General features: G+C 67.9%; 26 protein-coding genes and 1 other RNA gene. 5 read left to right on the forward strand and 22 right to left on the reverse strand.

Annotation, left to right across the window (positions count from 1 at the left end; genetic code table 11):
- Positions 1-23 precede the first annotated feature (23 nt).
- The 9 genes from G0D83_RS08765 to G0D83_RS08805 form a co-directional block, all read right to left on the reverse strand.
- Complete coding sequence (locus tag G0D83_RS08765) at positions 24-710, reverse strand: aminotransferase class IV (protein ID WP_370457196.1); 687 nt, start codon at positions 708-710, stop codon at positions 24-26.
- Positions 668-1,804 (reverse strand): aminodeoxychorismate synthase component I, encoded by a 1,137-nt coding sequence (locus tag G0D83_RS08770; RefSeq protein WP_164192160.1) that lies wholly within the window; start codon positions 1,802-1,804, stop codon positions 668-670. Before G0D83_RS08770 ends, G0D83_RS08765 begins: the two co-directional genes overlap by 43 nt.
- Positions 1,805-1,931: 127 nt before the next feature.
- Positions 1,932-2,291, reverse strand: a complete 360-nt coding sequence (locus G0D83_RS08775; protein ID WP_235940282.1) for a hypothetical protein — start codon at positions 2,289-2,291, stop codon at positions 1,932-1,934.
- A gap of 306 nt (positions 2,292-2,597) precedes the next feature.
- Positions 2,598-2,765 carry a 50S ribosomal protein L33 gene (gene rpmG, locus G0D83_RS08780; RefSeq protein ID WP_007799108.1) on the reverse strand — a complete coding sequence of 56 codons (168 nt, stop codon included), beginning with the start codon at positions 2,763-2,765 and terminating at the stop codon, positions 2,598-2,600.
- Positions 2,766-2,933: 168 nt separating this feature from the next.
- Positions 2,934-3,336, reverse strand: an RNA gene (gene rnpB, locus G0D83_RS08785) — RNase P RNA component class A.
- 50 nt (positions 3,337-3,386) lie between these two features.
- On the reverse strand, positions 3,387-4,094 hold the full coding sequence (locus G0D83_RS08790; RefSeq protein WP_164192163.1) for an alpha/beta fold hydrolase: 708 nt from the start codon (positions 4,092-4,094) through the stop codon (positions 3,387-3,389).
- A gap of 251 nt (positions 4,095-4,345) precedes the next feature.
- Entirely contained in the window at positions 4,346-5,362 is a 1,017-nt protein-coding gene (locus G0D83_RS08795; protein ID WP_164192166.1) for an ester cyclase, read from the reverse strand.
- 59 nt (positions 5,363-5,421) lie between these two features.
- The gene (locus tag G0D83_RS08800; protein ID WP_164192169.1) at positions 5,422-5,850 is read right to left on the reverse strand and encodes a VOC family protein; all 429 of its coding nucleotides are present in this window, start codon (positions 5,848-5,850) and stop codon (positions 5,422-5,424) included.
- Between the two features lie 9 nt (positions 5,851-5,859).
- A complete protein-coding gene (locus G0D83_RS08805; protein WP_164192172.1) occupies positions 5,860-6,591 on the reverse strand; it encodes an alpha/beta fold hydrolase in 732 nt (243 codons plus the stop codon).
- 196 nt (positions 6,592-6,787) lie between these two features.
- On the opposite strand from G0D83_RS08805, the gene G0D83_RS08810 reads away from it, so the two are divergent.
- Positions 6,788-7,402: a hypothetical protein gene (locus tag G0D83_RS08810; RefSeq protein ID WP_164192174.1), complete on the forward strand. Its 615-nt coding sequence runs from the start codon at positions 6,788-6,790 to the stop codon at positions 7,400-7,402.
- Positions 7,403-7,411: 9 nt separating this feature from the next.
- On the forward strand, positions 7,412-7,699 hold the full coding sequence (locus tag G0D83_RS08815) for an antibiotic biosynthesis monooxygenase (RefSeq protein ID WP_164192177.1): 288 nt from the start codon (positions 7,412-7,414) through the stop codon (positions 7,697-7,699).
- Between the two features lie 100 nt (positions 7,700-7,799).
- On the opposite strand, the gene G0D83_RS08820 is transcribed toward G0D83_RS08815, so the two are convergent.
- From G0D83_RS08820 to G0D83_RS08845, 6 genes are all read right to left on the reverse strand, one after another.
- The gene (locus G0D83_RS08820) at positions 7,800-8,540 is read right to left on the reverse strand and encodes a YebC/PmpR family DNA-binding transcriptional regulator (protein ID WP_108964886.1); all 741 of its coding nucleotides are present in this window, start codon (positions 8,538-8,540) and stop codon (positions 7,800-7,802) included.
- A 158-nt stretch (positions 8,541-8,698) separates the two neighbouring features.
- The gene (locus tag G0D83_RS08825) at positions 8,699-10,477 is read right to left on the reverse strand and encodes an SLC13 family permease (protein WP_164192180.1); all 1,779 of its coding nucleotides are present in this window, start codon (positions 10,475-10,477) and stop codon (positions 8,699-8,701) included.
- Positions 10,474-11,436, reverse strand: coding sequence for a DMT family transporter (locus G0D83_RS08830; protein WP_164192183.1), 963 nt, complete (start codon positions 11,434-11,436; stop codon positions 10,474-10,476). The genes G0D83_RS08825 and G0D83_RS08830 overlap by 4 nt, the downstream gene beginning before the upstream one ends.
- On the reverse strand, positions 11,436-12,248 hold the full coding sequence (locus tag G0D83_RS08835; RefSeq protein ID WP_164192186.1) for a TIGR00282 family metallophosphoesterase: 813 nt from the start codon (positions 12,246-12,248) through the stop codon (positions 11,436-11,438). Before G0D83_RS08835 ends, G0D83_RS08830 begins: the two co-directional genes overlap by 1 nt.
- Positions 12,249-12,408: 160 nt before the next feature.
- Positions 12,409-12,993: a VCBS repeat-containing protein gene (locus G0D83_RS08840; protein ID WP_370457199.1), complete on the reverse strand. Its 585-nt coding sequence runs from the start codon at positions 12,991-12,993 to the stop codon at positions 12,409-12,411.
- A gap of 161 nt (positions 12,994-13,154) precedes the next feature.
- Positions 13,155-13,478 carry a 2Fe-2S iron-sulfur cluster-binding protein gene (locus G0D83_RS08845; protein WP_092429612.1) on the reverse strand — a complete coding sequence of 108 codons (324 nt, stop codon included), beginning with the start codon at positions 13,476-13,478 and terminating at the stop codon, positions 13,155-13,157.
- Between the two features lie 195 nt (positions 13,479-13,673).
- Here G0D83_RS08845 and G0D83_RS08850 point away from each other — a divergent pair, with 195 nt between their 5' ends.
- Positions 13,674-14,198, forward strand: coding sequence for a peptidoglycan-binding domain-containing protein (locus G0D83_RS08850; RefSeq protein WP_108964882.1), 525 nt, complete (start codon positions 13,674-13,676; stop codon positions 14,196-14,198).
- 262 nt (positions 14,199-14,460) lie between these two features.
- Positions 14,461-15,015, forward strand: coding sequence for a CHAP domain-containing protein (locus tag G0D83_RS08855; RefSeq protein WP_164192375.1), 555 nt, complete (start codon positions 14,461-14,463; stop codon positions 15,013-15,015).
- 104 nt (positions 15,016-15,119) lie between these two features.
- Here the strand turns inward: G0D83_RS08855 and G0D83_RS08860 are convergent, their stop codons facing one another.
- The 4 genes from G0D83_RS08860 to G0D83_RS08875 form a co-directional block, all read right to left on the reverse strand.
- Entirely contained in the window at positions 15,120-15,959 is an 840-nt protein-coding gene (locus tag G0D83_RS08860; protein WP_164192189.1) for a fumarylacetoacetate hydrolase family protein, read from the reverse strand.
- Positions 15,960-15,979: 20 nt separating this feature from the next.
- The gene (locus G0D83_RS08865) at positions 15,980-16,726 is read right to left on the reverse strand and encodes an SDR family oxidoreductase (RefSeq protein WP_203595097.1); all 747 of its coding nucleotides are present in this window, start codon (positions 16,724-16,726) and stop codon (positions 15,980-15,982) included.
- A gap of 245 nt (positions 16,727-16,971) precedes the next feature.
- A complete protein-coding gene (locus G0D83_RS08870; protein WP_164192192.1) occupies positions 16,972-17,307 on the reverse strand; it encodes an L-rhamnose mutarotase in 336 nt (111 codons plus the stop codon).
- 198 nt (positions 17,308-17,505) lie between these two features.
- Complete coding sequence (locus tag G0D83_RS08875; RefSeq protein ID WP_108967540.1) at positions 17,506-17,979, reverse strand: acyl-CoA thioesterase; 474 nt, start codon at positions 17,977-17,979, stop codon at positions 17,506-17,508.
- A 376-nt stretch (positions 17,980-18,355) separates the two neighbouring features.
- On the opposite strand from G0D83_RS08875, the gene G0D83_RS08880 reads away from it, so the two are divergent.
- On the forward strand, positions 18,356-18,715 hold the full coding sequence (locus G0D83_RS08880; RefSeq protein ID WP_108964878.1) for a response regulator: 360 nt from the start codon (positions 18,356-18,358) through the stop codon (positions 18,713-18,715).
- Between the two features lie 165 nt (positions 18,716-18,880).
- On the opposite strand, the gene G0D83_RS08885 is transcribed toward G0D83_RS08880, so the two are convergent.
- The 3 genes from G0D83_RS08885 to G0D83_RS08895 form a co-directional block, all read right to left on the reverse strand.
- On the reverse strand, positions 18,881-19,270 hold the full coding sequence (locus tag G0D83_RS08885) for a hypothetical protein (protein WP_164192196.1): 390 nt from the start codon (positions 19,268-19,270) through the stop codon (positions 18,881-18,883).
- A gap of 262 nt (positions 19,271-19,532) precedes the next feature.
- Positions 19,533-21,101, reverse strand: coding sequence for a GTPase (locus G0D83_RS32720; protein WP_164192198.1), 1,569 nt, complete (start codon positions 21,099-21,101; stop codon positions 19,533-19,535).
- Positions 21,088-22,161: a YcjF family protein gene (locus G0D83_RS08895; RefSeq protein WP_164192200.1), complete on the reverse strand. Its 1,074-nt coding sequence runs from the start codon at positions 22,159-22,161 to the stop codon at positions 21,088-21,090. The genes G0D83_RS32720 and G0D83_RS08895 overlap by 14 nt, the downstream gene beginning before the upstream one ends.
- Positions 22,162-22,446: the final 285 nt, after the last annotated feature.

Raw genomic sequence — 22,446 nt, forward strand, 5'->3', positions numbered from 1 at the left:
TCTTTGGGCACGCCCCGGCGGCCTCAGAGCGGCGACGACACCTCTCCGGGCAGCAGTTCGGCCGCCATCAGTCCGCGCAGCGAATTGCCGATCCAGAGCCGTTTGGCCCGCCGCAGATCGGCAAGGCTGACCACCGCCTCGGGAAAATCGCCCTCCTCCAGCAGCGTCTCGCGCAGAACCCCCGGCAGCAGCCCTGAGGCGAGCGCCGGGGTCACCCGCGCGCCGTCTTCACGCTCCAGAAAGACATTCGTGTAAGCCCCCTCGCAGAGCTCGCCGCGGGTGTTGAGAAAGAGCAGCTCATCCACCCCCTCGGGCCGCGTCCCGAGCGCCGCGTCATAGAGCGCCCGCGCGGTGGTCTTGTGGCGCAGCAGCGCCGCCCCGGGGTCGAGCCGCGCGGCGCAGAGCATCACCCGCGTCCCCGCGGGGACAGCGGCGGGATCGAAGGGCGCCGAGGTGATCTCGATATCCCCCGCCCGTCCCACGGTCAGCCGCAGCCGCTGCGGGCTGTCGGCATCGAACCCAGCCAATGCAGCCTCCAGCGCCGCCCGCTCCAGCGGAATGTCGAGTGCCGCCGCGCTGCGCAGGCAGCGCGCCACGTGCCGCACGCCGCGCAGGGCCCCGCTGCCAGGCTCCCAGCGCAGGGTTTCGATCAGCCGCAGCTCGGGGCTCAGCCCTGCTGCATCAATCCGGTCAGGAATCGGGCTTTCCACAGCGCCTCCTCGTATTCCGCCTCGCAGTTGCTGTCCTGCACGATGCCGCCGCCGACACCCAGCAGGGCGCGGCCCGCGCCGGTCACGCTCAGCGTGCGGATCGCCACGTTGAACTCCGCCGACCCATCCGGCGCCATCCAGCCCAGCCCGCCGCAATAGACCCCGCGGCGCCAGCCCTCGAGCCGGTGGATCGCCTTCATCGCAGCGATCTTCGGCGCCCCGGTGATCGAGCCGCAAGGGAAGATCGCCCGCAGCAGGTCCGTCACCGAGGGGCGCCCCTCAAGCTCGGCCACCACCCGCGAGACCATCTGGTGCACCGTGGCATAGCGTTCGACCTTCAGCAGTTCGGGCACCTTGACGCTGCCCGGCCGCGCCAGCCGCGACAGGTCGTTGCGCATCAGGTCCACGATCATCACGTTCTCGGCGCGGTTCTTCTCGTCCGCCGCCAGCGCCTCGCGCAGTGCATTGTCCTCGGCCGGGGTGGCGCCCCGCGGGGCGGTGCCCTTCATCGGCGCCACCTCGATCCGGCCGCCCGCGTCGAGCCGGAAGAAAAGCTCGGGCGAGCAAGATAGGATCGTTTCGCCCCCAAGCTGTGCAAACCCGCCGTGGCCGACCGGCTGATAGGCTCGCAGCGCCGCCCAGAGCGCCTCGGGTGTACCCTCGAAACGGGCCTCCATCGGCATGGTCAGGTTGACCTGATAGAGGTCGCCCGCCGCCAGCATCTCCTTGATCTCGTGGAAGGCCCCGGCGTAGCGCTCTGGTGACCAGAGCGGCGTCACGGAGGTGACCCGCGCGCCCTGTCCCGGCATCTCTTCCAGCGCCGCCGAAGCGTCCTGCGGGGCGTCGAAAATGCCGAAGTGCAGCAGCGGGGCACCCGGTACCCAAAGATGCGCCAGCGACGGCTCCAGCGCAAAACCGAGCTCGTAGGCGGCGTAGCCCGCGACCCAGAAGCCCTCGGCCCGCGCCTGCTCGAGCCGCGCCAGCGCCACGAGCGCCCCGGCGGGGCTCGACGCGGTGACCAGTTCGCGCGGACGCTCGAAGAGCGCCGCTGCGCCGCCCGGTCCTGCCTCAAGAATGATCCGCGTCTCGTCCATCGCTACCCGGCCCCTGCTTCGTCGCGCGACCCCTAGCAGAGCGCCGCGGTCCACGCGAGAGGCCAATGCGCAGCAAAAAGGCCGTCCCCGCGGGGACGGCCTTTGGCCGATGCGACACGGGCGCCGCTCAGTTCAGCGCAAGCTCGCTGCGGGCCGGGGCGCTGGTCACGGTGACAGCCTCGGCGGCGCGCTCGAAACGATAGGACACGCCCGAGACCCCCGGCAGGCCGAAGGTGGTGCTGTCGCCATCCTCGAGCCGCATCGCAAGGCGCATCGGCTCGCCACCTGCGCGCTCGGTGTAGAAGGCGACGACCTCGATGCCGGTCTCATCCACGGGCTGGGTGTAGACGGACATATCCACGGTGCCCTCACGCAACGTGCCGCCGGCGAGCGGCTCGGAGAGGGTCAGCGAGGCGGCGGACGCAGCCAGCGGCAGCGACATGGGAAGGGCGATGGCCAGGGCGGCCAGGAGAGAAGATTTGATCATATGGGTCTCTTTCGGATCTGCGCGGAACGCGCCGGGAGGGAGGGACCGCGACTTGGGCGGCCGAAATTCTGCGACGCAGCGTCTCACGAAAGGAAAAGCGCAGAAACCCACGAGACGGAATGCCCGTCATGCAGGGAAATCAACGCATTAGCGGTATACCATGGGCCACTTTGGCATACGGAATGCGGCACGTGCCTGGCACACCAGGCAAATTCGCGCTCTGACCTGCCCGGGATGCACGCCGCAGAAACGACAAGAGCCGCGCGGTTTCCCGTGCGGCTCTCGTGATCCGAAATCAAGGAAGGCTTACTTGATCTTGCCTTCTTTGTATTCCACGTGCTTGCGCACGACCGGGTCGTACTTGCGCACGGTCATCTTCTCGGTCATGGTCCGCGCGTTTTTCTTGGTCACGTAGAAATGGCCCGTCCCGGCGGTCGAGTTCAGGCGGATCTTGATGGTGGTCGGCTTCGCCATTCTTCTTCTCCTGCAACGGGGGGCGAAAGCCGCCCGTGAAATCTCTTGGAGCCCGCCTTTTACCCAGCCGCGGCCCGGAGTCAACAGCTCTCGGGTCGGGAATCGCGAGGAAGACGGATTTTCCCCAAATTCATCCCCAGCGCGCCCGGCGCGGACGGAGGAGATATCATGCGTGGAGGGCCTATAAGCCGGATTTTGTCCAGAGCGGGTTGCCCCGCCCCTGTGCGACCATTCCTCTAGGCCGTACGTTGCCGCACGGCTCAAGCTGCCAACCCGGACCCCTCGGGCTGAAGCGGCCCTGCGGCGATATCTCCGAAGAGATCATGCCCCGCGCGGGGTCCCTATTTGGCATTGCTCCCGGTGGGGCTTGCCATGCGGGGCCTGTTGCCAGCCCCCCGGTGGGCTCTTACCCCACCGTTTCACCCTTACCGCCCCGAGGGACGGCGGTCTGTTCTCTGTGGCGCTTTCCGTCAGGTTGCCCTGCCCGGGCATTACCCGGCACCGATGCTTCAGCGAGTCCGGACTTTCCTCTCCGGCGGTCACCCGCCGCAGCGGCCGCCCAGCCCTCCACGCCCGGCTCCCATAGGCGGCGGCGCGGGGGCGGTCAAGCTTTGGCGCGACTCAGCGCGGCACCGGGAGGCGCATCCAGGCGCGGATCGCCGCGCTGAGCGCATCCGGATCCTCGAGCATGGGCAGGTGGCCGGTGCCCGCGATCATCCGCAGCACCGCGCCAGGGATCAGCTCGGCCAGCACGCGCTGTCGTTTCTCGGGGTAGAGCGTGTCCTGCGTCCCGGCGACGATCATCACCGGGATGCGCAGCTTGCGCACCACCGCCTGCTGGTCGCGCCGCCGTTGCAAAGCCCGCGCCTGCCGCACGAAGACATCGGAGCCGAAGCCCTCGGCCATGTCGCGCACCAGCGCCATGATCTCGTCGCGATAGGGGGTTTCGGCGAGGCTCTCTTTGGGGAGCAGCGCCTCGACCGCTTCTGCGAACTTTCCGGCGCGGGCCTTGATCACCAGCCGGTCGCGCTCGTCGGCCTGCTGCGGTGTGTCGGCAAGGGGCGAGCTGCCGATCATCATCAGCCGCGTCACGCGGTCAGGCGCACGCCGCTGCAGCTCGATCGCCACCATCCCGCCGAAGCCGCAGCCCGCCAGCGCGAAGCGGCGGGGCAACACGTCGAGCAGGGTCGAGGCGATCTCTTCGATGCGGTCGCCGAGGTGGACGGGGGCGACCATCACCGCCATCTCGCGCGAGAGGTCGGCGATCTGGGGGCCGTAGAGCCGCGCGTCGCACATGGTTTCCGGCAACAGGACGAGCGGCTCAGCCATGCCGCCGCCTCCGGGTGTCCGGGTCGTGGTTCCGCGCGGCGGGCGCCGCGCGCATGAGATGCGTGAGCTGGGTCACCAAGTCCGTTCTGCCCTGTCGTCAAGCCGCGGGACTTTTCGCGGCGCCCGATGCGCCCGTCCCTGCAGTGGGACGTAGACTATATGCCGAAGATTCCCAGCGAAAGCAGGAAGTCACCGCACCGGCGGCCCGCCGCCGTGGGGCGGTCTTCGCAGCAGCCGGGGCGGCGCGGGGCTCAGCCAAGGCGCGCCGCGGCGGGCTTGCTGGTCGCCTGCGCCGGGACGGCGCCGGTGCCAAGGTGGATCTGCATCCAGACCGCCGCTTCGTCGTAGAGCGACCATTCCCGGCGCAACCCTTCAGGCCCGAACTCGGCCTGGCTGAGCCCCATCACGTGCACCTCTGCGCCGGTGGGAGGGCCGAAGCGGCCCCAGCCGTCGTGCCGACCGTTCAGCGACCAGCGCAGCGCGGTGCGCGGCGGGCAGCGCGGCGCCTCGGCGCCGATGCGGTGGTGGATGGTGAAACGCGCCGAGGGGAAGGCCGCGCGCAGCCCCAGCCAGAAGCGCTCGCCGCCTTCGGCGCCGCGCGACATCTCTCCGCCCGGAAGGCAGAGCCGCGCGGCGGCATCGTAACGGGCCGGGGCGACCGAGAAGCCGCCGTCCATCATCTCTTCGAGCAGGGCGGCATGGGCTTCGCCCCAGCGGCTGTCGTCGCCCTGCCCCGTGTAGGGCCCCTGCGCATCGACCTGCGGGCGGAAGGGCTGGCTGTCCGGGTCGCGCCCGGTGAGCCGCCAGCGCGCCCAGTCCCGCACCGAAAGGCCGATCTGGCGCAGGATTGCCCCGGTGTCGCGCACCGCCCAGAGGTCGGCGACGCGATTGTCCTTGGCATGCAGTTCGGCGAGCGTGCGAAAACGCAGACGTGTCCCGGATGGTGCGCCAAAGACCCCCTCGCCGCCATGCGAGGCCGAACACAGCAGCCGCTGCGCGCCGAGGAGCCCGCGCCGCGGGGTGCCGGTGCAGAGCACATCCTCGGTCACCGCCTCGAGGTCCGGCAGGGCCGAGACCAGCTCGAAGACCTCGGCGCGCAGCGCCTCGGGGCCGAAGCCGATGCCGCCGGGGCGGCGCAGGATCACGTGAGGGTGCCAGAGCCGGTCCAGCGCCTGTTCGCCGCCGAGCCCCCGGCGCGACCAGACCTGCTGCGCCAACTGGCGCAGGTAGTCGGGGTAGTCCCGGTATTGCGGATCGAAGCCCTGCATGGCCGCCTCCCTTGCCGGGGGCAGCCTAGGCGCGCGTGGTTAAGAAAGCCCTGCCGGGCTCAGTAGCCGCGCCAGCGGAAGGCGCCATCCTCGGCCCGGAGCGGCGAGAACGGGTTGTGGGCGATCTCCCAGACGTGCCCTTCGGGGTCGGCGAAATAGCCGATGTGCCCGCCCCAGTGCACTCCGCCGCCGGGGCGCAGGATCTTTGCCCCCGCCGCCTCGGCCTTGGCCATCAGGGCGTCGACCTCCTCGGGCGAGCCGACGTTATGCGCCAGCGTCATCGCGCCATGGCCGAGGGTCTCGGGCTCCACCCCCATGTCCTCGGCCAGCGCGTCGCGGGAATAGATGCCGATCGCCTGCCCCAGCAAGTCGAAGACCACCATGCCGGGCACCGCATCGACGCGCTCCCATCCCAGCGCCTCGTAGAAGCCGGCCAGCGCCTCGGGGTCGCGGGCGGCAAGGGTGATGAGGCTAATGCGATGGTCCATGGTCTCTCCTCAGCCGCCAACCTCGAGGATGGCGGTCTCGATATGGGTCAGGTTCTCGGGCTCGGAAAAGCGGTGGTCGGCGCCCTTCACCAGCGTGAGCCGCAGGTCGGGGCTGTCGATGTGGTCAAGCAGGCGCAGCGCGGTCTCGCGGGTCACCGCCTCGTCCTCGGTGCCCTGCACCAGCCGCACCGAGAAGGGCATCGGCAGCGGGCTCCGCAGCACGAGGTTCTCGCGCCCGTCCTCGATCAGCTTGCGGGTGACGGCATAGGGATCGCCATAGGCCGAAGGCAGATAGACCACGCCCGTCTCCATCACCTCGGTCCGCTCGGCCTCGGAGAACCCGGCCCAGAAGCCGTCCTCGGTGAAGTCCGGCGCGGCGGCGATGCCGACGAAGCCGCGCACGTCCTTCAGCCGCTGGGTCAGCAGGCTGCCGATCCAGCCGCCCATCGACGAGCCGACGAGGATCAGCGGGCCGGAGGTGGCATGTTCGATCACCGCCTGCGCATCCGCCGCCCAATCGCCGATACACCCCTCCTCGAAGGTGCCGCCGGACTGGCCGTGGCCGGAGTAGTCAAGCCGCAGGAAGGCCCGGCCCCGGGCCTTGGCCCAAGCCTCGAGATGCACGGCCTTGGTGCCTTCCATGTCGGACTTGTAGCCCGACAGGAAGACCACGGTCGGCCCCTCCCCCGGCGTGTGGACATAGGCGAGGCGATAGTCGGGCATGTCGAGATATTGGGTCATCGGTCCTTGCGGGTCATGAAGCGAGCGCATCTGTCGGCGCCAAACTGACGCCTGATCCGGCGCGAGGCAAGGGCCCCGGGACGGGCAGCGATGGCGGTTTGCCGCCTGCCACAGAAAGGCTGTTGGTGCGCCGCCCCGATTGCGGCAAACTGGGTTTCGTATTTTTGCAAGAAGTCCATTTCCAGGAGATATAGTCATGGCAGGTTTTGCCACAAACGCGGGGAGTCCGCCCCACAGCACCCCCATCAGAGCGCATGACATCCTCGGCGCTTTCGAGGCGATGCGCGGCGATCTCGGCACCATGCCGCACCCTGCCCCGGCGCAGCAGGTGGAATTCGTCATCGCCAATGACACCGAGCTGACCTGGCACCTCATGGGCGACGCGCTGCATGCCGGCGACTGGCTGGAGACGGCGCTGCCGCCGCAGGTGATCGCGGGCTTCCAGGCCGTCGGCGCCACCGCCGAGAACAGCGCTGGCGGGGTCGGCGCCTCGATCGGCTTCCGCCACGATTTCCACGACGAGAGCGTCGGCACGCTCAGTGCCTTTTTCATCGTCTTCGGTGCCTGCCCGAAGTCAACCGCGGATCGGGTGGAGCTTTATTCCGGCGTGATGCCCAAGCGGGCGCTCGACGGCATGGCGCATGACGGCAGCGAGTTTGTCTTGCGCATCGGCGAAAAGCTTGAGGACCGAGGCGGCGACCGACGCGCGCAGCACCAGCACATCACGCTGGGCGATCTCGATCTGGCACTGACCGCCACCTATTCCGGAACCGTGCCGGGGGTGGTCGAGCTGGCGATCACGCGCGTCTGAGCCCGCCACATGACGGTGGAGTACATCCGCTACACGGTGCCCGAGGCGCAGCAGGACGACTTCCTGCGCGCCTATACCGAGGCGCGGGCACCGCTGCTGCGCTCGCCCTACGCGCTGGAGTTCGAGATCTGCCAGTGCGACGAGGACGCTACTCAATTCATCCTGCGCATCCAGTGGACCTCGGCCGAGGATCACATGGAGAAATTCCGCGGCAGCGCCGAGTTCCGCGAGTTCTTCGGTCACATCCGGCCGTTTCTCGGGATGATCGACGAGATGCGTCACTACACGCGGCGCTAGGCGGTGGCTGCGCCGCCCCTGCGCCCGGGATCGCGGCGCAGCACGAAAAAGGGGCGGGAGTCTCCCCCCGCCCCTTCGGCATTGCACGAGTTGGCGCGGCTCAGAGCTGGGCCATGACCTCGTCGGAAGCTTCGAAGTTGGTGGTGACGCGCTGCACGTCGTCGTCGTCTTCCAGCGCATCGACCAGCTTCATCAGCGTCTGCATCGAGTCGAGATCGAGCTCGGTGGTGGTGGTCGGCTTCCAGATCAGCTTGGTCGATTCCGACTCTCCAAGCTCAGCTTCGAGCGCGGTGGCGACCTCGTTCAGATCGGTGTCGGCGCAGTAGATGACGTGCTCTTCCTCGTCGCTCTCGACATCCTCGGCGCCAGCTTCGATCGCCGCCATCATGACGGTGTCGGCATCACCGGCGGCGGCCTTGTAGATGATCTCGCCCTTGCGCTCGAACATGAAGGCAACCGAACCGGTCTCGCCGAGGTTGCCGCCGTTCTTGGTGAAGGTCGAGCGCACGTTGGAGGCGGTGCGGTTGCGGTTGTCGGTCATCGCCTCGACGATCACCGCCACGCCGTTCGGGCCATAGCCCTCGTAGCGGATTTCCTCGTAATCCTCACCGTCGCCGCCGATCGCCTTCTTGATGGCGCGCTCGATGTTGTCCTTGGGCATGGACTGGCTCTTGGCTTCCTTGACGGCGAGCCGCAGGCGCGGGTTCTTTTCGGGATCGGGATCGCCCATCTTGGCGGCGATGGTGATCTCTTTGGAGAATTTCGAGAAGAGCTTGGCGCGCACCGCGTCCTGACGGCCCTTGCGGTGCTGGATGTTTGCCCATTTGGAATGGCCGGCCATGTGGACCCCTTGCCTCGTCTGTCATGTGGAATATCGCGGTCTCATACCCCAGAGCCCCCCGCCCCCGCAAGCCCGACGCCCCTGTTTTGCAGGGATGTGCGCGCCTAAGACCGGGGCGGCCCTGCACATTCGGGCCGCCGCTATGCGCCCCGCCCCGCTCAGAGCGGGAAGAACAGCGGGATCAGCATCGCGGCGAGGATGCCCATGGTCAGATTCAGCGGCACGCCGACCTTGAGGAAGTCGGAGAACCGGTAGCCGCCGGGGCCGTAGACAAGCGTGTTGGTCTGGTAGCCGATGGGCGTCGCGAAGCTGCAAGAGGCCGCAACCATCACCGCCACCACCAGCGGGCGCGGATCGATCCCAAGGTGATGCGCGAGACCGATGGCGATCGGCGTGACCACCACGGCGACGGCGTTGTTGCTCACCGCCTCGGTCAGGATCGACGTCATCAGGAAGACCGCCCAGATCAGCAGCGGGCCGGGCAGCGACTCGAGCAGCGGCGCGACGGCGCCCACGATCAGCTGCACCGCGCCAGAGGCTTCCAGCGCCGCGCCGATGGCGAGCATGGCGAAGATCAGCGCCAGCAGCTGCCCCTCGACGAAGGAGAAGGCCTCGTCGCTGTCGATGCAGCGGGTGAAGAGCACCACCGCCACGGCGATCACCGCGAGCGCGAGGATCGGCGCGACGCCGAGCGCCGCCAGCACCACGATGCCGCCCATGGCGCCGATGGCCACCGGCGCATGGCCGCGGCGGAAGGCGCGGGCCGAGGGGCGCGAGACGTCGACCAGTTCCATTTCCTCGGCGAGACGCTTGATGTCCTCGGGGGCGCCCTCGAGCAGCAGCGTGTCGCCGACGCGCACCACCAGCTCGTCGATCTTGCGGCCGATGTTCTGGTTCCGCCGGTGCACCGCCAGCGGGTAGACCCCGAAGCGGCGGCGCAGGCGCAGCCCGCCAAGACTGCGGCCGACCATCTTGCAGCCGGGCGAGATCAGCGCCTCGACCGTGGTGGTTTCCTTGGCCGAGACCTGGTCGACGCGCTTGAGCGACTTGTTGCGCTGCAGCGACAGAAGCTCGGTCATCTGGGTGCGCAGCACGACCCGGTCCCCGACCTGCAGCGTCACACCCTCGAGGTTGCGTCGCAGCGACTCGTCGCCGCGCACCACGTCGATCAGCCGCACGCCCTCGCGTTTGAAGAGCTGCACGCCGAGCACCTCGCGGCCGATGAGGTCGCTGTCGGGCGGCACCACCGCCTCGGTAAAGAACTTCATCCGCGAGCGGTCCGACAGCATCCCCGCCATGGAGTGGCGGTCGGGCAGCAGGAAGCGCCCGACAAAGGTCAGGTAGAGCATGCCCCAGGCCACGAGGATGATCGCCAGCGGGGTGACCTCGAAAATGCTGAAGGCCTCGAGCCCCTGCGCCCGCGCCACGCCGTCGACCAGCAGGTTGGTCGATGTGCCGATGAGCGTGGTGGTGCCGCCGAGAATCGCGGCATAGCTCAGCGGGATCAGCAGCTTGGAAGGTTGAAGGCCGAGCGATTTCGAGATCTGCACGAAGACCGGCAGCATCAGCACGACGACCGGCGTGTTGTTCATGAAGGCCGAGGCGAGGATCACCACGCCCATGATCACGGCCATGGCCTTTTTCGGCCGGCGCTGCACCTGCGCCTGCGCGTAGGTGGCGAAGGTGTCGAGCGCGCCGGTGCGCACCAGCGCCCCCATCACCACGAACATCGCCGCGATGGTCCAGGGGGCCGGGTTCGACAGCACGCTGAGCGCATCCTGGTAGGGCAGCACGCCCATGGCCAGCAGGAAGGCGGTGCCGCCGATCGCCACCACCTCGGTCGGGTAGGTCTCGCGGATGAAGAGCAGGAACATCGCAAGGACCGTGCCGATCGTGACCCAGGCCTGTGCCGTCTGGCTCAGCTCGAAGAAATTCATACTTGTACGTCGCCTGTCTGCGCGCCCGACCCGTTGAAGCGCCGCTCATTCTTAGCGGATGCGCCGGCGCTTACAAGAATGTGGCGCGGCCGCGGCTGCACCAGCGCCATGCCTGCCAACATCATGAGCAGCGCCCCCCAGATCGCCCCGCTGTAGCTCTCGCCTAGGAAGAGCATGGCCCAGAAGAGCCCTAAAAGTGTTACCAGATAGCTGACCTGCACCGCAAAGACCGCCCCAGCCGAGGCGACCACCGCCACGTAGCCCGCATAGGCCAGCGCATGGATCGCCGAGCCCGCCAGGATCGCGAGATCCGGCGCGCCCCAGGGCGGGCGCGGGTCGATGAACTGACCGCCGAGCAGCGCCATCGGCAGGGCGATCACCGCGCCAAGCGCCGAAGCCCCGGCCAGCAGCTTGACCGGGTCGAGCCCGCGCGTGCCCCAACGGCCCACCACGTTGCCTTCGAGCGCGTAGAAGACCGAGGAGACCAGCGCGACGGGGATCCAGCGCGCCATACCCGGCTCGGGCAGGCTGGTCTCGGGAAGCACCAGCAACGCCACTGCGCCCAGCCCCAGCGAGAGCCCGGCGAGGCGCCGCCGCGAGAAGCGGTCGTTGCCAAGCGCCAGCGCCAGCGGGAAGGTGAACATCGGGACCGCCGAGAGCAGGATCGAGATCAGCCCCGAGGGCAAATGCACGGCGGCGGTATAAGAGGAGATGCCCGGCAGCACCGTGCCTGCCAGCGCCACGAAAAGCAGCAGCGGCAGATCCCCGCGTGCGAACCGCAGGCTGCGCCCGCGCAGCAGGGTCACCGTGCCCAGCAAAAGCGCGCCAAGCGCCAGCTGCCAGAACAGGATGCCGACGTGGCGGTAGCCCTCGGATACGGCGATCTTGGCCAGCGGCTGGCCCGCGCCCCAAAGCGCACCCACCGCGATCAGCGCGAGAAAGGGCAAGGCCCGGTGCATCAGGGGCCGGCCTGCTCCAGCCGCCCGCCTTGGCGCACCATGCGCACCGAGGTCGCCTTGCCGGTGCGGTCATCGGTCTCGACCAGCACGCCAGAAAGCGTCGCCTCGCCGAGCGCCGGCTGGAAGCGGGTCTTGCCCATGCCGGTGACGAAGCGGCGCATCGGCTCGGCCTTTTCCATGCCGATCACCGAGTTGTAATCGCCGCACATGCCGGCATCGGTCAGGTAGCCCGTGCCGCCCGGCAGGATCTGCGCGTCGCCGGTGGGGACGTGGGTGTGGGTGCCGACGACGAGGCTGGCGCGCCCGTCGCAGAAATGCCCCATGCCCATCTTCTCCGAGGTCGCCTCGCAATGCATGTCGACGAGGATCATTTGCGCCTGCCCGCCCAGCGGGTGGCGCCGCAGCACCTCGTCCACCGCCGAAAACGGATCGGCGAAGGCGCGTTTCATGAAGACCTGGCCCAGCACCTGAAGCACCAGCACCTTGCGCCCGCGGCGGTCGGTGAAGAGCGCGGCGCCGCGGCCCGGCGCCTGCTTGGCGAAGTTCAGCGGGCGGATGATGCGCGGCTCGCTCTCGATGTAGGTGAGCATTTCCTTCTGGTCGAAGGCATGATCGCCCAGCGTGACCACGTCGGCCCCGGCCTCGAGAATCATCTTGGCATGGGCGCCGGTCAGCCCGGTGCCGCTCGAGGCGTTCTCGCCGTTCACCACGACGAAATCGAGTTTCCAGTCTTCGCGCAGGCGGGGAAGGGTCTCGGCGATGGCAGCCCGCCCGGCGCGGCCCATCACGTCCCCAAGAAAGAGTGTTCTCATGTGAGCATGGGTACGCGCGGCGGGCGGGAAAGCAAAGCCCCTTTCGGTCGCGGCAGGCTGTCGCGGCGACGCTTTGGCGGACGGTCGGGGACCGCCCCCGGCGGGCGTATTTCGAAAGAAACGAGGCGGCTTGGGGCTTCGAGCTCGGAGGCCCGCGGCTTTATTGGCAGCGCAGGGCTGCCTCGGAGCGGGCCGCCGTCCAGGCGCCGAGATCGCGCAAAACGAGGCGGCCGGCGCGGAGGCGCGCCGCGACGAGGCGGGAGAAATCGCCGTCAGCCAGAACCATCTCGGGGCCGCTGCCGCAGTCGCGCAGGCCGCCCGCGATGTGATCCCAGCCGATGCGGTGATTGGTCAGCCCGGGCCGCGCCGCGACGTCGCGCAGCTGCGGATCGCCGGGGCGGTAGCGCACCACGCGCAGGGTCTTGGCAAGGTGTGGGCGGTCGACATAGGCCAGCTCGAGAGCGCCGTCGCCGTCGAGGTCGGCGCCGCCGAGCGGGGCGAGCCAGCGGTGCGCCTGCCCGATGAAGGCGGTGGCGGCGAGCAGGCCTCTGGGGGTGTAAAGCGCCAGCCGGGCGCCCTTGGACTGATCGCTCTCGACCACCAGCGCGGCCCAGCCGCCCTCGGGGAGCGGCACGACGCGCGGGGCGATGTCCTCGAAGACGCGGGTCTGCGGCAGGCGCAGGAGCACCGGGCCGTCAGGGCCGTCGAACCGCAGCGCGCCCCATTCCACCGCATCGCCAAGCACGCCGTGATCGTAGCGCGTGGTGGGCTCCGCATAGCGGGCGGCGGGCGTCTCGGCGCGCGCGGCGCCGAGGACAAGGCTGAGCGCCAGCCCCGGGAGCGCCCCCGAGGCAAGCGCTGCAACACGCCCGCGGAGCGCGCCGCGCGGGGATCGGAGCGCCTCGCTCAGATCTGCTTTTCCGGCATCTGCACGACCAGGCCGTCGAGCGCATCGGTCACCTTGAGCTGGCAGGTCAGGCGCGAGCGGTCGGCGTCAGGCTGGAAGGCGAAGTCGAGCATGTCTTCTTCCATGTCGTCCTTCGGCGGCAGCTTCTCGATCCAGTCGGGGTGCACGTAGACATGGCAGGTCGAGCAGGCGCAGGCGCCGCCGCAATCGGCCTCGATGCCCGGGATATTGTTGTCGCGCGCGCCTTCCATCACGGTCAGGCCGTTCGGAACCTCTACGACATGCTCGGTGCCGCCAAACTCGATATAGGTGATCTTCGCCATCGGCCTTGTCTCCATCATTCGTCAGGGCGCGTTGTAGCCTTCGTATCGGGGGCGGGTCCAGAGGGCAGCACTGTGCTTTCCGTGCCGAAAGCGCAGCCTGCGCCCGGCAGATCACGCTCAGACGGCGCCCCGGCCTTCCCCGGTTCCGCGGCAGTTGCTAGGGTCCGCCGCAAAAGACGACCTGAGGCCCGAGCCATGCCCCCGATCCTGCCCCGCGCCTGCCTGCCTGTGCTGCTGTCGCTGCTCGCCGCCTGCGGCGCGCCGCAGCCGCCCGACGAGGAAGCGCCGCTGCCCCCCGAGCGGGCCGCGGACGGCAGCTGCTGGGCCCGCGAGCACATCCCGGCGATCTATGAGCAGGTGCAGGGCGAAGTGCTGGTGGTGCAGGCCGAGATCGCCGAGGATGGCACGGTGCTGCGCGCGCCGATCTACCGCCGCACCCAAGTGCCGAAGCTGGTGCGCCCGCGCGGCGAGATGCGCTTCGAGGCCCCCTGCCCGGCGCAGATGACCCCGGAGTTCGTCGCCTCGGTGCAGCGCGCGCTGGCGGCGCGCGGAGAGTTCTCCGGCGCAGTGACCGGCGCGATGGATGCCCCGACCCGCGCCGCGGTGCGCCGCTACCAGACGGCGCGCGGGCTCGAGAGCGGACAGTTGTCGTTAGAGACCGCCCGGGCGCTTGGCCTCGTCCCGGTGGACCTGTCCGAGATCACGGAATCGACCGGGTGACGCGCCGGCGGAGCGGCTTTTCACGCGGCGAGCGGGAGCATGCCACCCGAAGACTCCACCTAAGTGGTTAAAAATTAGTCACTTGGTGCGGAATGTTCGGAGGGCTTCCGGAACGGAAAGAGAACGTATAGGCGAAAATCCGCCGGTTCCAAGGGGTCACGAATTCTTCGATTTGTTACAAACATTGAGTTTACCATCCTTCGCATGAGGCCACTGCGGGAACAGCGGTGCCGAGCAGAACAACAAGATGCCGAGGGACACAATGCGCGTGGAAAACGCCACACTCAGGTCGCGGGCCACACCGGTCGCCTGCGCGTTTCTCCTGATGATCACCGCCGCCTGCTCCAACACGCCCGAGATCCAGCGGCTGTCGGATATCGAGCTGAGCCCCCAGCGCCAGGAACTGGCCCTGCGCGAGGCAAAGAAGCTGCAGTCCAACGGCCAGAGGGTCTGGTGTGTTCCCTACGCGCGCAATCTCAGTGGCATCAACATCCGCGGCAATGCCGAAACCTGGTGGGGCCAAGCCAAGGATCTTTACGACCGCGGCACCCGACCGGCCATCGGCGCGGTGATGGCCTTCAGCAAGACCTCGCGGCTGCCGATGGGCCATGTCGCCGTGGTTTCCGAGGTCGTCTCGCCGCGCGAAGTGATGGTCGATCACGCCAACTGGCACCGCAATCAGGTGTCGCTGAAGATGGCGGTCGTCGATGTCTCGCCGCGCAACGACTGGTCCGAGGTGCGGCTCGAGAGCAACCCCGGCACCTTCGGAAGCGTCTACCCGGTCAACGGATTCATCTACCCCTCGCGTCTCAACTGAGCCGCTTTCGGCCTGCCTCGAAATGATGAACGGCGCGGTCCATGGGACCGCGCCGCGTTGTTTTCAGAAGGTGCCCTGCCCCGCGCGGGAGCAAGGCGCCGACCTCATTTGTCGTCCACGCAGATCTGCTTCTGGGTGCCGAGCTTCTCGATGCCCAGCTCCACCGTGTCGCCCGCCTTCAGGTAGCGCGGCGGCTTGAAGCCGAGGCCGACGCCCGGAGGCGTGCCGGTCGAAATGATGTCGCCCGGCTCGAGCGTGAAAAATTGCGACAGGTAGGACACGAGGAAGGGCACGCGATAGACCATGGTGGCGGTGGAGCCGTCCTGCACCCGCTCGCCATTCACCTCGAGCCACATGCCGAGGTTGTCGAAGTCACCCACCTCGTCCGGGGTCACCAGCCAGGGGCCGGTCGGGCCGAAGTTGTCCGAGGACTTGCCCTTCACCCATTGGCCAGCGCGCTCGGCCTGGAATTCGCGCTCCGAGACGTCGTTGATCAGGCAAAAGCCCGCGACGTGATCCATCGCGTCTTCTTCGGCCACGTATTTCGCGGTCTTGCCGATGACGAAGCCCAGCTCGACCTCCCAGTCGGTCTTGACCGAGTTGCGGGGAATGATGATCGGATCATTCGGGCCGCAGATCGCCGAGGTGAACTTGGCGAAGATCACCGGCTCGGGCGGCACGTCCATGCCGCTTTCGGCGGCGTGGTCGGCGTAGTTGAGACCAATGCAGATGAACTTGCGGGTGCCGCCGACGCAGGCACCATAGCGCGGCTCGCCCTCGACCAGCGGCAGCGAGGCCGGGTCGATCGACTTCAACGTGTCGAGGTCGGCGAGCACATCGCCCGCGATGTCCGAGACGTGGCCCGAGAGGTCGCGCAGCTTGCCGTCGGCGTCGATCAGGCCGGGTTTCTCAGCGCCGCGGGCGCCGTAACGTGCGAATTTCATGGGGAGTTCCTTTTGAAGTCTTAGGTGGTCCAGCCGCCGTCGATGACGTGGGCCTGACCGGTGGTGAAACCGGAGTCGTCGGAAGCGAGATAGGCAGCCAGCGCGGCCACCTCGTTCGGATCGCCCACCCGGCCCATCGGCTGGCGGGCGACAAAGGCCTTGAGAGCACCCTCGTAATCGCCGGTGTCGCGCAGGCGCTGGTGCAGCGAGGGGCTGTCGACCGTGCCCGGGCAGATCGCATTGCAGCGGATGCCCTGGGTCACGTAATCGGCGGCGACACCCTTGGTCAGCCCGACCACGGCGGCCTTGGAGGCCGAATAGACCAGCCGGTTGACCGGCCCGGTGATCGGCCCGGCGACCGACGACATGTTGATGATCGAGCCGCCGCCATTACCCAGCATTCCCGGCAGGAAGGCGCGGATCATCCGGAACTGCGCCTTGGCGTTGAGGTCGAAGGCGAAATCCCATTCGTCCTCGGTGGCGTCGAGTAGCGTGCCCGCGTGGACGATGCCTGCGCAGTTGAACAGCACGTTGACCGCACCCACCTCTTCGGCGAAGGCCTTGATCGCCGCGCCGTCGAGCACGTTCAGCTTCTTGGCGGTGATGCCCGCGATCTGCCCGAGCTCTTCCAGCGCCGCCTCATTGATGTCGGTGGCGATGACCTCGGCCCCCTCGGCGGCGAAACGCTCCGCCGTGGCACGGCCGATCCCCTGACCGGCAGCGGTGATCACCGCCTTTTTGCCGGCAAGTCTTTTCTCCAAGTTCATTCTTCCTCCTGCTCCCTCTTGCAGACATCACGCGCCCGGCAGCCAATCCCGACCGGGCCTCTCCTGCTCTCGCAGCGGATCTCGCTGATGCTGCGCGTTCTTCCTATGATGCGCCCGGCGCCCCCGTCCATGTCCGTGTCCGTGTCCGTGTCCATATCCAGAACTTCGGCAGGCCCGGGATCACGTCCCTGGCTTGCAAGGGTCGGACAGGCACCCTGCCCCACCGGCCCGACTTTGGGCGCGGTTCAGTCAAGATGAAAGACCTCTTCCGCCTCGGCCCACCACGCGCCCTCGGGGCGCGTCTCGAGCGGGCGCTGCAATGGCATGCAGTGCGACCACCAGTCCTGTGTCACGGGATCGGCCGCCATCTTCGCCATGTCCGCGTCGAAGTCGGTTCCGACATACTCGAAATAGGCAAAGAGCAAATTCTCCGGCTCCTTGAGGAAGATCGAATAATTGCGGATGTTGCAGGCGGTGATCGTCGCCAGCACCTGCGGCCAGACCGCGGCATGCAAGCGCTTGTACTCGGCGATCCCGGCGGGATCGACAGCGATGATCTGGCCGTGGCGTTGGGCAGTCATGCGGGCTCCTCGGTGGTTCGGGCGGGGATGCACACCGGCGCCCGCCGCAGCGAACCATTTATATTCGGGGTGATCATTCATATCTAAACGCCAAGCTGACGTACTGTCAACGCGCCCGGGCATGAGAAAAGGCGCCCCGGACTCCCGAGACGCCGAACAACGATTTTTCTGGCTGTCCCCGCGGGGACGGGTCCCGGGTCACCCCTCGGTGGCGCGGCGCATCTCTTCCTCGAACTGCACGCGCAGCTTCTTGCGGATCGCTGCGGCGCGCTGGCGCTTCTTTTCCAGTTCGGTGGAGACCTCGAGCGTCGGGACCTCGGCGGGGCGGCCCTCGTCGTCCACGGCGACCATTGTAAAGTAGCACGAGTTGGTGTGGCGGCGGCTGCCCTTGCGGATGTCCTCGGCCTCGACCCGGATGCCGATTTCCATCGAGGTGCGCCCCGCATGGTTCACCCGCGCGCGGAACGTCACCAGCTCGCCCACGTTGATCGGCTGCTTGAAGGTCACCTGATCGACCGACAGCGTCACCGCATAGCGCCCCGAGAACCGCGAGGCGCAGGAGAAGGCGACGCGGTCGAGCAGGTTGAGCAGCGCTCCGCCGTGCACCTTGCCGCTGAAATTCGCCATGTCCGGCGTCATAAGAACGGTCATCTCGAGTTCGCGGGGGTCCATGGCTTGCTCCATTACTGGCCTGATCATCCGAAGCACAGCGCTAGCACAGGGCGGACGCGGGATGCCGCAACTTTCCGTCCCGAAGGTGCGGATTCCCCGCCGGACAGGCAGAGCCGCATCGTCGCACATGCAAAAGGTGTGCGAAATGAAGTGAATCGCGCATAGAGAGCACTCGCGGTTCGGATCCAGGCGCGCTCCACGCCCGCCTCGCCCGAAAGGCCCTGGCCGTGGCCTTTCCGCGTCCGACAGGAAAACCCCACACATTCCCCCCGGCTTATCCACGTGGACGCTACGTAAACCTCTGGATGACTCGGTTGAGCACTCGGGGCTTCACCGACATTCTTGGGGGACTGCCACCCCTCATAAGGAGACCTTCATGGCCCGGATTCTTCTGATCCTTCCAGACCAGGACCAGCGCAGCGCTCTGGATCGCATCCTTGCCGAGGGCGGCCATGATGCCTTCCAAACCGCCACTGCCGTGGACGCGCGCCCGCTGATCGAAAGCGGGCTCTATGACCTGGTGATGCTGGATCCCGAGCTGCCCGACCAGGATGGCTTCGATTTCCTGCGCGATCTGCGCGCGGGCAACAAGCGCCAGCCGATCGTGGTGCTGAATCGCTACGCGCGGGTCGCGACCACGCTGATTGCAAAGGGGCTCGGTGCGAGCGGCATCCTGACGATGCCCTTCACCCGCGGCGAGTTCTTCATGACCATCGACGACGCGATCGCCGCCTGAGCGATCGCGCCACCCGGACCGCTCCCGCAAAGGCGCGACCAACGCCAGAACGCCGCGGCAACGGACGCTCATCGCGCCCCGCCGCCGCGGCTCCCTCCGCAGGGTCCTTTTCGCAGAGTTGGAAACAGCTGCGCCCGGCTTCCGTAGGAGCGGGGCGCGTGTCTTTCAGAGCGCCTTGGGCAGCGGCGCGCGGACGAACTCGAGCCCGCAGTTTTTCTGGATGCTGGCCGCTTCAAGCGCATCCATCGTGCCCTTCAGCCGCGCGACCTCCGACGCATTGGCATCGTTGCCGCCGACAAGGAACGCTGCAGGCCAGAACAGCCCCAGCGCGACACTCGCCGCTACGGCATCGTTCCTTGCCTTGACGTTCTGGATCTTGAACGCGACCGCTGACCGCTCGGATATGCGCAGCGCTTCTTCGGTAACCTGGCTGCAAGAATACGACTGGAACTGTAACGGCGAAACATATTGACCGGAAATTTTCCCGGATTTCGTTGCGCAGCCCGCAGTTGCGAGGCACGCGGCAAGCCCGAGGGCAACAAGCCTGAAGCTCATGTTTTCTTTCCTTCACGTGACAGTGCGTGAAGAAGGCGGATTTCCGCTCATCAAATCAACCTGACGTAGATTCGCTCAGCGGATTCTCGCAATACGTGTGCCTCTGCGGTCACAGACCCTCATGGTTGAGCAATTTTCCCGCGGGACAGAGCATCTGTCCGCAGAGCGCGGCCCCTGCAGCGAGATCGAGGACGAGATCGCCGAGGGGTACCGCGGCTCTTGGCCGCTCGGTCTGGCCGGGTGTGGCCGGCTGGCGCGACGCCTAGCGCTCGGCCTCGGACGCATCGTCCTCCTGCGCGTATTTCCGTCCGAACGCGGAGAGCGCGCCGCGCAGGCCGCGCCCGGCACGGGCGGCCTCTTTGCGCATGCCACTGGTCTTTGCTTCGATCCGCAGCCGATTTCTTTGGGTGTCGAGCGCCGGGCCGATGAGGCTGTCGATGCGGGCGCGCAGACGGTCGATGTTCCAGTCCGGCTCGGTGAGCACGACGGGGATCGTGTTGGCTGTGGCCCGGGGGTCGGCGATGTCATGCTGGACGGCGGCGACGACCTCGGTGACGCGTTCCATGGCCTCGTCGCTGAGATGCCCCTCGGGAAAGGGCCAGCCGGGCATCAACGCATCGATGCAGGAGACCGCCACGACCACCGGTGGCATCCGCCGCCGCGGATCGGCCGAAACGATCTCGCGCAGCTTCGCGATCGTGGCGCGGTCGATTTCGCGGGCGGGGCGGTTGGCGCGGACGGTCCAGATGACGAGATCGGCCCGCGCCAATTCCGTGGCGACGATCCGCGCCAGCCGCTCGGAGCCATCGAGCCCCGGCATGTCGAGCAGCATCGTCTCGACCCCGTCAAAGTCAGTGGGATAGGTCTTTGGCGCGTCCGTGGTCGGGATCACGTCGACCTCGGCCAGGTCGGCGCCGAGCAACGCGTTGACCAGGCTCGACTTGCCGGCGCTGATCTGCCCGGCGACGGCGATGCGCAGCGGCATGTCGCTGGCCGCCAGCCGCGCCCGATCGAGGTCGCTGGAGGCAAGCCCGAGGTCGAGCAGTTCGGAATCCGAGAAGCGCAGCCGCCCGGAGTATAGCTCGACCGCCGCCGCCGCGACCTCTTCGAGCAGAAGCGCCTGCAGGATGACGGTGCCCTCGCTGGTGACAAAAGACGAATGCCCCTCGGCGATGACCCCCTCGATCTCGCGCAGCACGGCGGTGGGCAGGGATTTGACCGCGCGGATCACCCGCCAGGCATTCCAGCCGTGTTTCTTGACCTTCCAGGCGACGTCGCGGCGCTCCCAGAGCCAGAGCAGCGTGCCCACCGAAATGCTGTCGGAAAAGGGCACCTTGTCGCGGATGTCCGCGCGCAGGCGCACGGCAACGCGGTCGATGAGCAGCAGCGCCTCTGGAACGGTGAAGTCGAGCACCCCCTTGTCGCCCTTGCCCGAGGCCGCGGCGACCCGGCGCACCACCTCCTGCGCAATCGGCTGCAGATCCTCCCACGGCAGCGGCTGCGCCGTGGTCTCCGCGATGAAGATCTGCGCGGCCTCGAAGGCGCCGATCTCGCGCTCGCCCCACGTGGGGTCGACCCGCGCATGAAGCTGGTCGGGGCGCGGCGCGGTACCGGTCTCGCGGCCCCGCATCCAAAGGCGCACCAGCCGAATGAGCGCCACCAGCCCCCCGAGCGAGATCGAGGCGACGATGAACTCGATGAGCCAGCCGTGCTCGATCATCCAGGCGAATCCGGCGAGCATCGCCGCCACGAAAGGCAGCGCAAGCGCGGCCACCGCCAGCAGCCGGTCCCAGCGCAAGAGCGCCGGGCGGAGGCGCTCAGTCAGCTTCATCCGAGGACCTCCTAAAGGCGCGCTGGTAGACCTTGCGCAGCTCCTCCTCGCTCGGCGCGCTGCCCTGCGCGCTGCGGTAGAGGAAATAGGCCGCGGCGCGGCCAAGCGCGTAGGTGGTGGCAAAGCTGATCGCTCCGGCGGTGGCGGCGCCCACGGTCTGGCCGTAGACCGGGATCAGCTTGGCCAGCTCGCGCAGACCGAAATTCGTTGCATAGCGCGCGCCGATGCTGACCCCCATGGTGCTGAGGAAGGCCGCGCCGACCTTGCGGTCCCACTTCACCCCGTAGCGCAGGCCCAGCTCGTGCAGCATCTTGAGCTGCGTGGCGGGCACCGCGACCATGCCGACCACCGGCGCAAGATCGCTGGTCAGCGCCACCCCTGCATAGGAGAGCACGCAGCGCTTGTGCTTTTCGAACTCGATCTGCTCGGCGTCGCCAGCGCGGGATTTCTCCAGCAGCAGGCCCGCTGCGGGCAGCGCCTCGAGCAGGTGCCCGCGCAGGGCGTCGAGCCCCTCGACATCGGTCGCCTCGCTGGGGGCCAGAGACAGGCTGACCGCGGGAAGCGCGCGGCCCGCGGCCCGGCCCATGCGGGCGGCGATGGTGCGCTCGGCACGGTCGCGGGCGTCTGGATCGGGGACGAGGTCCTTGCCGGTGAGCACGAGGATGGTGCGCATTCCGGCCTCTGCCCGGATGATGTCCGACAGCGCGTCGGCGACCACGCCCTGCACCGGGTCGTCGAGCCGGCAGACAACCAGCAGAACGTGGCTGCGGTCGCGGCAGGCGGCGAGATCCTCGGCCGGGTCATATCCCGCCTCGCCCAGCCCGCGCGTGTCGAGAAAGCGCACGAGCGGCTGATCGGGGGGGAAGTCGTAACTGCGCGCAGAACGCGTGCAGGGCTGGAAGCCGTCCCCGATCTCGACGTCGGATTGCTCGGTAAGGGCGCCGACGAGCGAAGATTTGCCCGCGCCGGTCTTGCCGAGCAGCCAGACCACCGGCAGCACGATCTCGTCGCCCGCCTCTGTGGGGGTACGTTTGGCGCGTCTGAATATCCGGTTCAGCATCCTGTGTCCGATCTGCGGCTTGCCTCGTCCGCCTTGCTAGAATGGTCCGCCAAAAACCCCCCAGGTTCAACATCATCCGTCCGACAGTCCGCGGCTCCCGGCAGCATCGAAACGCGGCGCACGCAGACCGAAAGCGATCCTTGGTGTGCTCTCAACGCCCGGACAAGACAGAGGTTTGAAATGGGGTAATTTCCCGCCAAGACCAGCCACGGCAGATTCGAGACCGTGCAAACGAGGCTCACGCACCACCCGATCGGGACGCGCGGGCAGACCTGCATGGCTTCC

Origin of the sequence: Salipiger sp. PrR003, from assembly GCF_010500785.1 — a bacterium.
In the GTDB taxonomy this organism is placed as follows: Bacteria; Pseudomonadota; Alphaproteobacteria; order Rhodobacterales; family Rhodobacteraceae; genus Salipiger; species Salipiger pacificus_A.

What these genes read in the sequence shown, in the direction of transcription:
- G0D83_RS08770 (WP_164192160.1), bottom strand. Translation starts at nt 1,804, where the DNA reads ATGGACGAGACGCGGATCATTCTTGAGGCAGGACCGGGCGGCGCAGCG.
- G0D83_RS08775 (WP_235940282.1), bottom strand. Translation starts at nt 2,291, where the DNA reads ATGATCAAATCTTCTCTCCTGGCCGCCCTGGCCATCGCCCTTCCCATG.
- rpmG (WP_007799108.1), bottom strand. Translation starts at nt 2,765, where the DNA reads ATGGCGAAGCCGACCACCATCAAGATCCGCCTGAACTCGACCGCCGGG.
- G0D83_RS08790 (WP_164192163.1), bottom strand. Translation starts at nt 4,094, where the DNA reads ATGGCTGAGCCGCTCGTCCTGTTGCCGGAAACCATGTGCGACGCGCGG.
- G0D83_RS08795 (WP_164192166.1), bottom strand. Translation starts at nt 5,362, where the DNA reads ATGCAGGGCTTCGATCCGCAATACCGGGACTACCCCGACTACCTGCGC.
- G0D83_RS08800 (WP_164192169.1), bottom strand. Translation starts at nt 5,850, where the DNA reads ATGGACCATCGCATTAGCCTCATCACCCTTGCCGCCCGCGACCCCGAG.
- G0D83_RS08805 (WP_164192172.1), bottom strand. Translation starts at nt 6,591, where the DNA reads ATGACCCAATATCTCGACATGCCCGACTATCGCCTCGCCTATGTCCAC.
- G0D83_RS08810 (WP_164192174.1), top strand. Translation starts at nt 6,788, where the DNA reads ATGGCAGGTTTTGCCACAAACGCGGGGAGTCCGCCCCACAGCACCCCC.
- G0D83_RS08815 (WP_164192177.1), top strand. Translation starts at nt 7,412, where the DNA reads ATGACGGTGGAGTACATCCGCTACACGGTGCCCGAGGCGCAGCAGGAC.
- G0D83_RS08820 (WP_108964886.1), bottom strand. Translation starts at nt 8,540, where the DNA reads ATGGCCGGCCATTCCAAATGGGCAAACATCCAGCACCGCAAGGGCCGT.
- G0D83_RS08825 (WP_164192180.1), bottom strand. Translation starts at nt 10,477, where the DNA reads ATGAATTTCTTCGAGCTGAGCCAGACGGCACAGGCCTGGGTCACGATC.
- G0D83_RS08830 (WP_164192183.1), bottom strand. Translation starts at nt 11,436, where the DNA reads ATGCACCGGGCCTTGCCCTTTCTCGCGCTGATCGCGGTGGGTGCGCTT.
- G0D83_RS08835 (WP_164192186.1), bottom strand. Translation starts at nt 12,248, where the DNA reads ATGAGAACACTCTTTCTTGGGGACGTGATGGGCCGCGCCGGGCGGGCT.
- G0D83_RS08845 (WP_092429612.1), bottom strand. Translation starts at nt 13,478, where the DNA reads ATGGCGAAGATCACCTATATCGAGTTTGGCGGCACCGAGCATGTCGTA.
- G0D83_RS08850 (WP_108964882.1), top strand. Translation starts at nt 13,674, where the DNA reads ATGCCCCCGATCCTGCCCCGCGCCTGCCTGCCTGTGCTGCTGTCGCTG.
- G0D83_RS08855 (WP_164192375.1), top strand. Translation starts at nt 14,461, where the DNA reads ATGCGCGTGGAAAACGCCACACTCAGGTCGCGGGCCACACCGGTCGCC.
- G0D83_RS08860 (WP_164192189.1), bottom strand. Translation starts at nt 15,959, where the DNA reads ATGAAATTCGCACGTTACGGCGCCCGCGGCGCTGAGAAACCCGGCCTG.
- G0D83_RS08865 (WP_203595097.1), bottom strand. Translation starts at nt 16,726, where the DNA reads ATGAACTTGGAGAAAAGACTTGCCGGCAAAAAGGCGGTGATCACCGCT.
- G0D83_RS08870 (WP_164192192.1), bottom strand. Translation starts at nt 17,307, where the DNA reads ATGACTGCCCAACGCCACGGCCAGATCATCGCTGTCGATCCCGCCGGG.
- G0D83_RS08875 (WP_108967540.1), bottom strand. Translation starts at nt 17,979, where the DNA reads ATGGACCCCCGCGAACTCGAGATGACCGTTCTTATGACGCCGGACATG.
- G0D83_RS08880 (WP_108964878.1), top strand. Translation starts at nt 18,356, where the DNA reads ATGGCCCGGATTCTTCTGATCCTTCCAGACCAGGACCAGCGCAGCGCT.
- G0D83_RS08885 (WP_164192196.1), bottom strand. Translation starts at nt 19,270, where the DNA reads ATGAGCTTCAGGCTTGTTGCCCTCGGGCTTGCCGCGTGCCTCGCAACT.
- G0D83_RS32720 (WP_164192198.1), bottom strand. Translation starts at nt 21,101, where the DNA reads ATGAAGCTGACTGAGCGCCTCCGCCCGGCGCTCTTGCGCTGGGACCGG.
- G0D83_RS08895 (WP_164192200.1), bottom strand. Translation starts at nt 22,161, where the DNA reads ATGCTGAACCGGATATTCAGACGCGCCAAACGTACCCCCACAGAGGCG.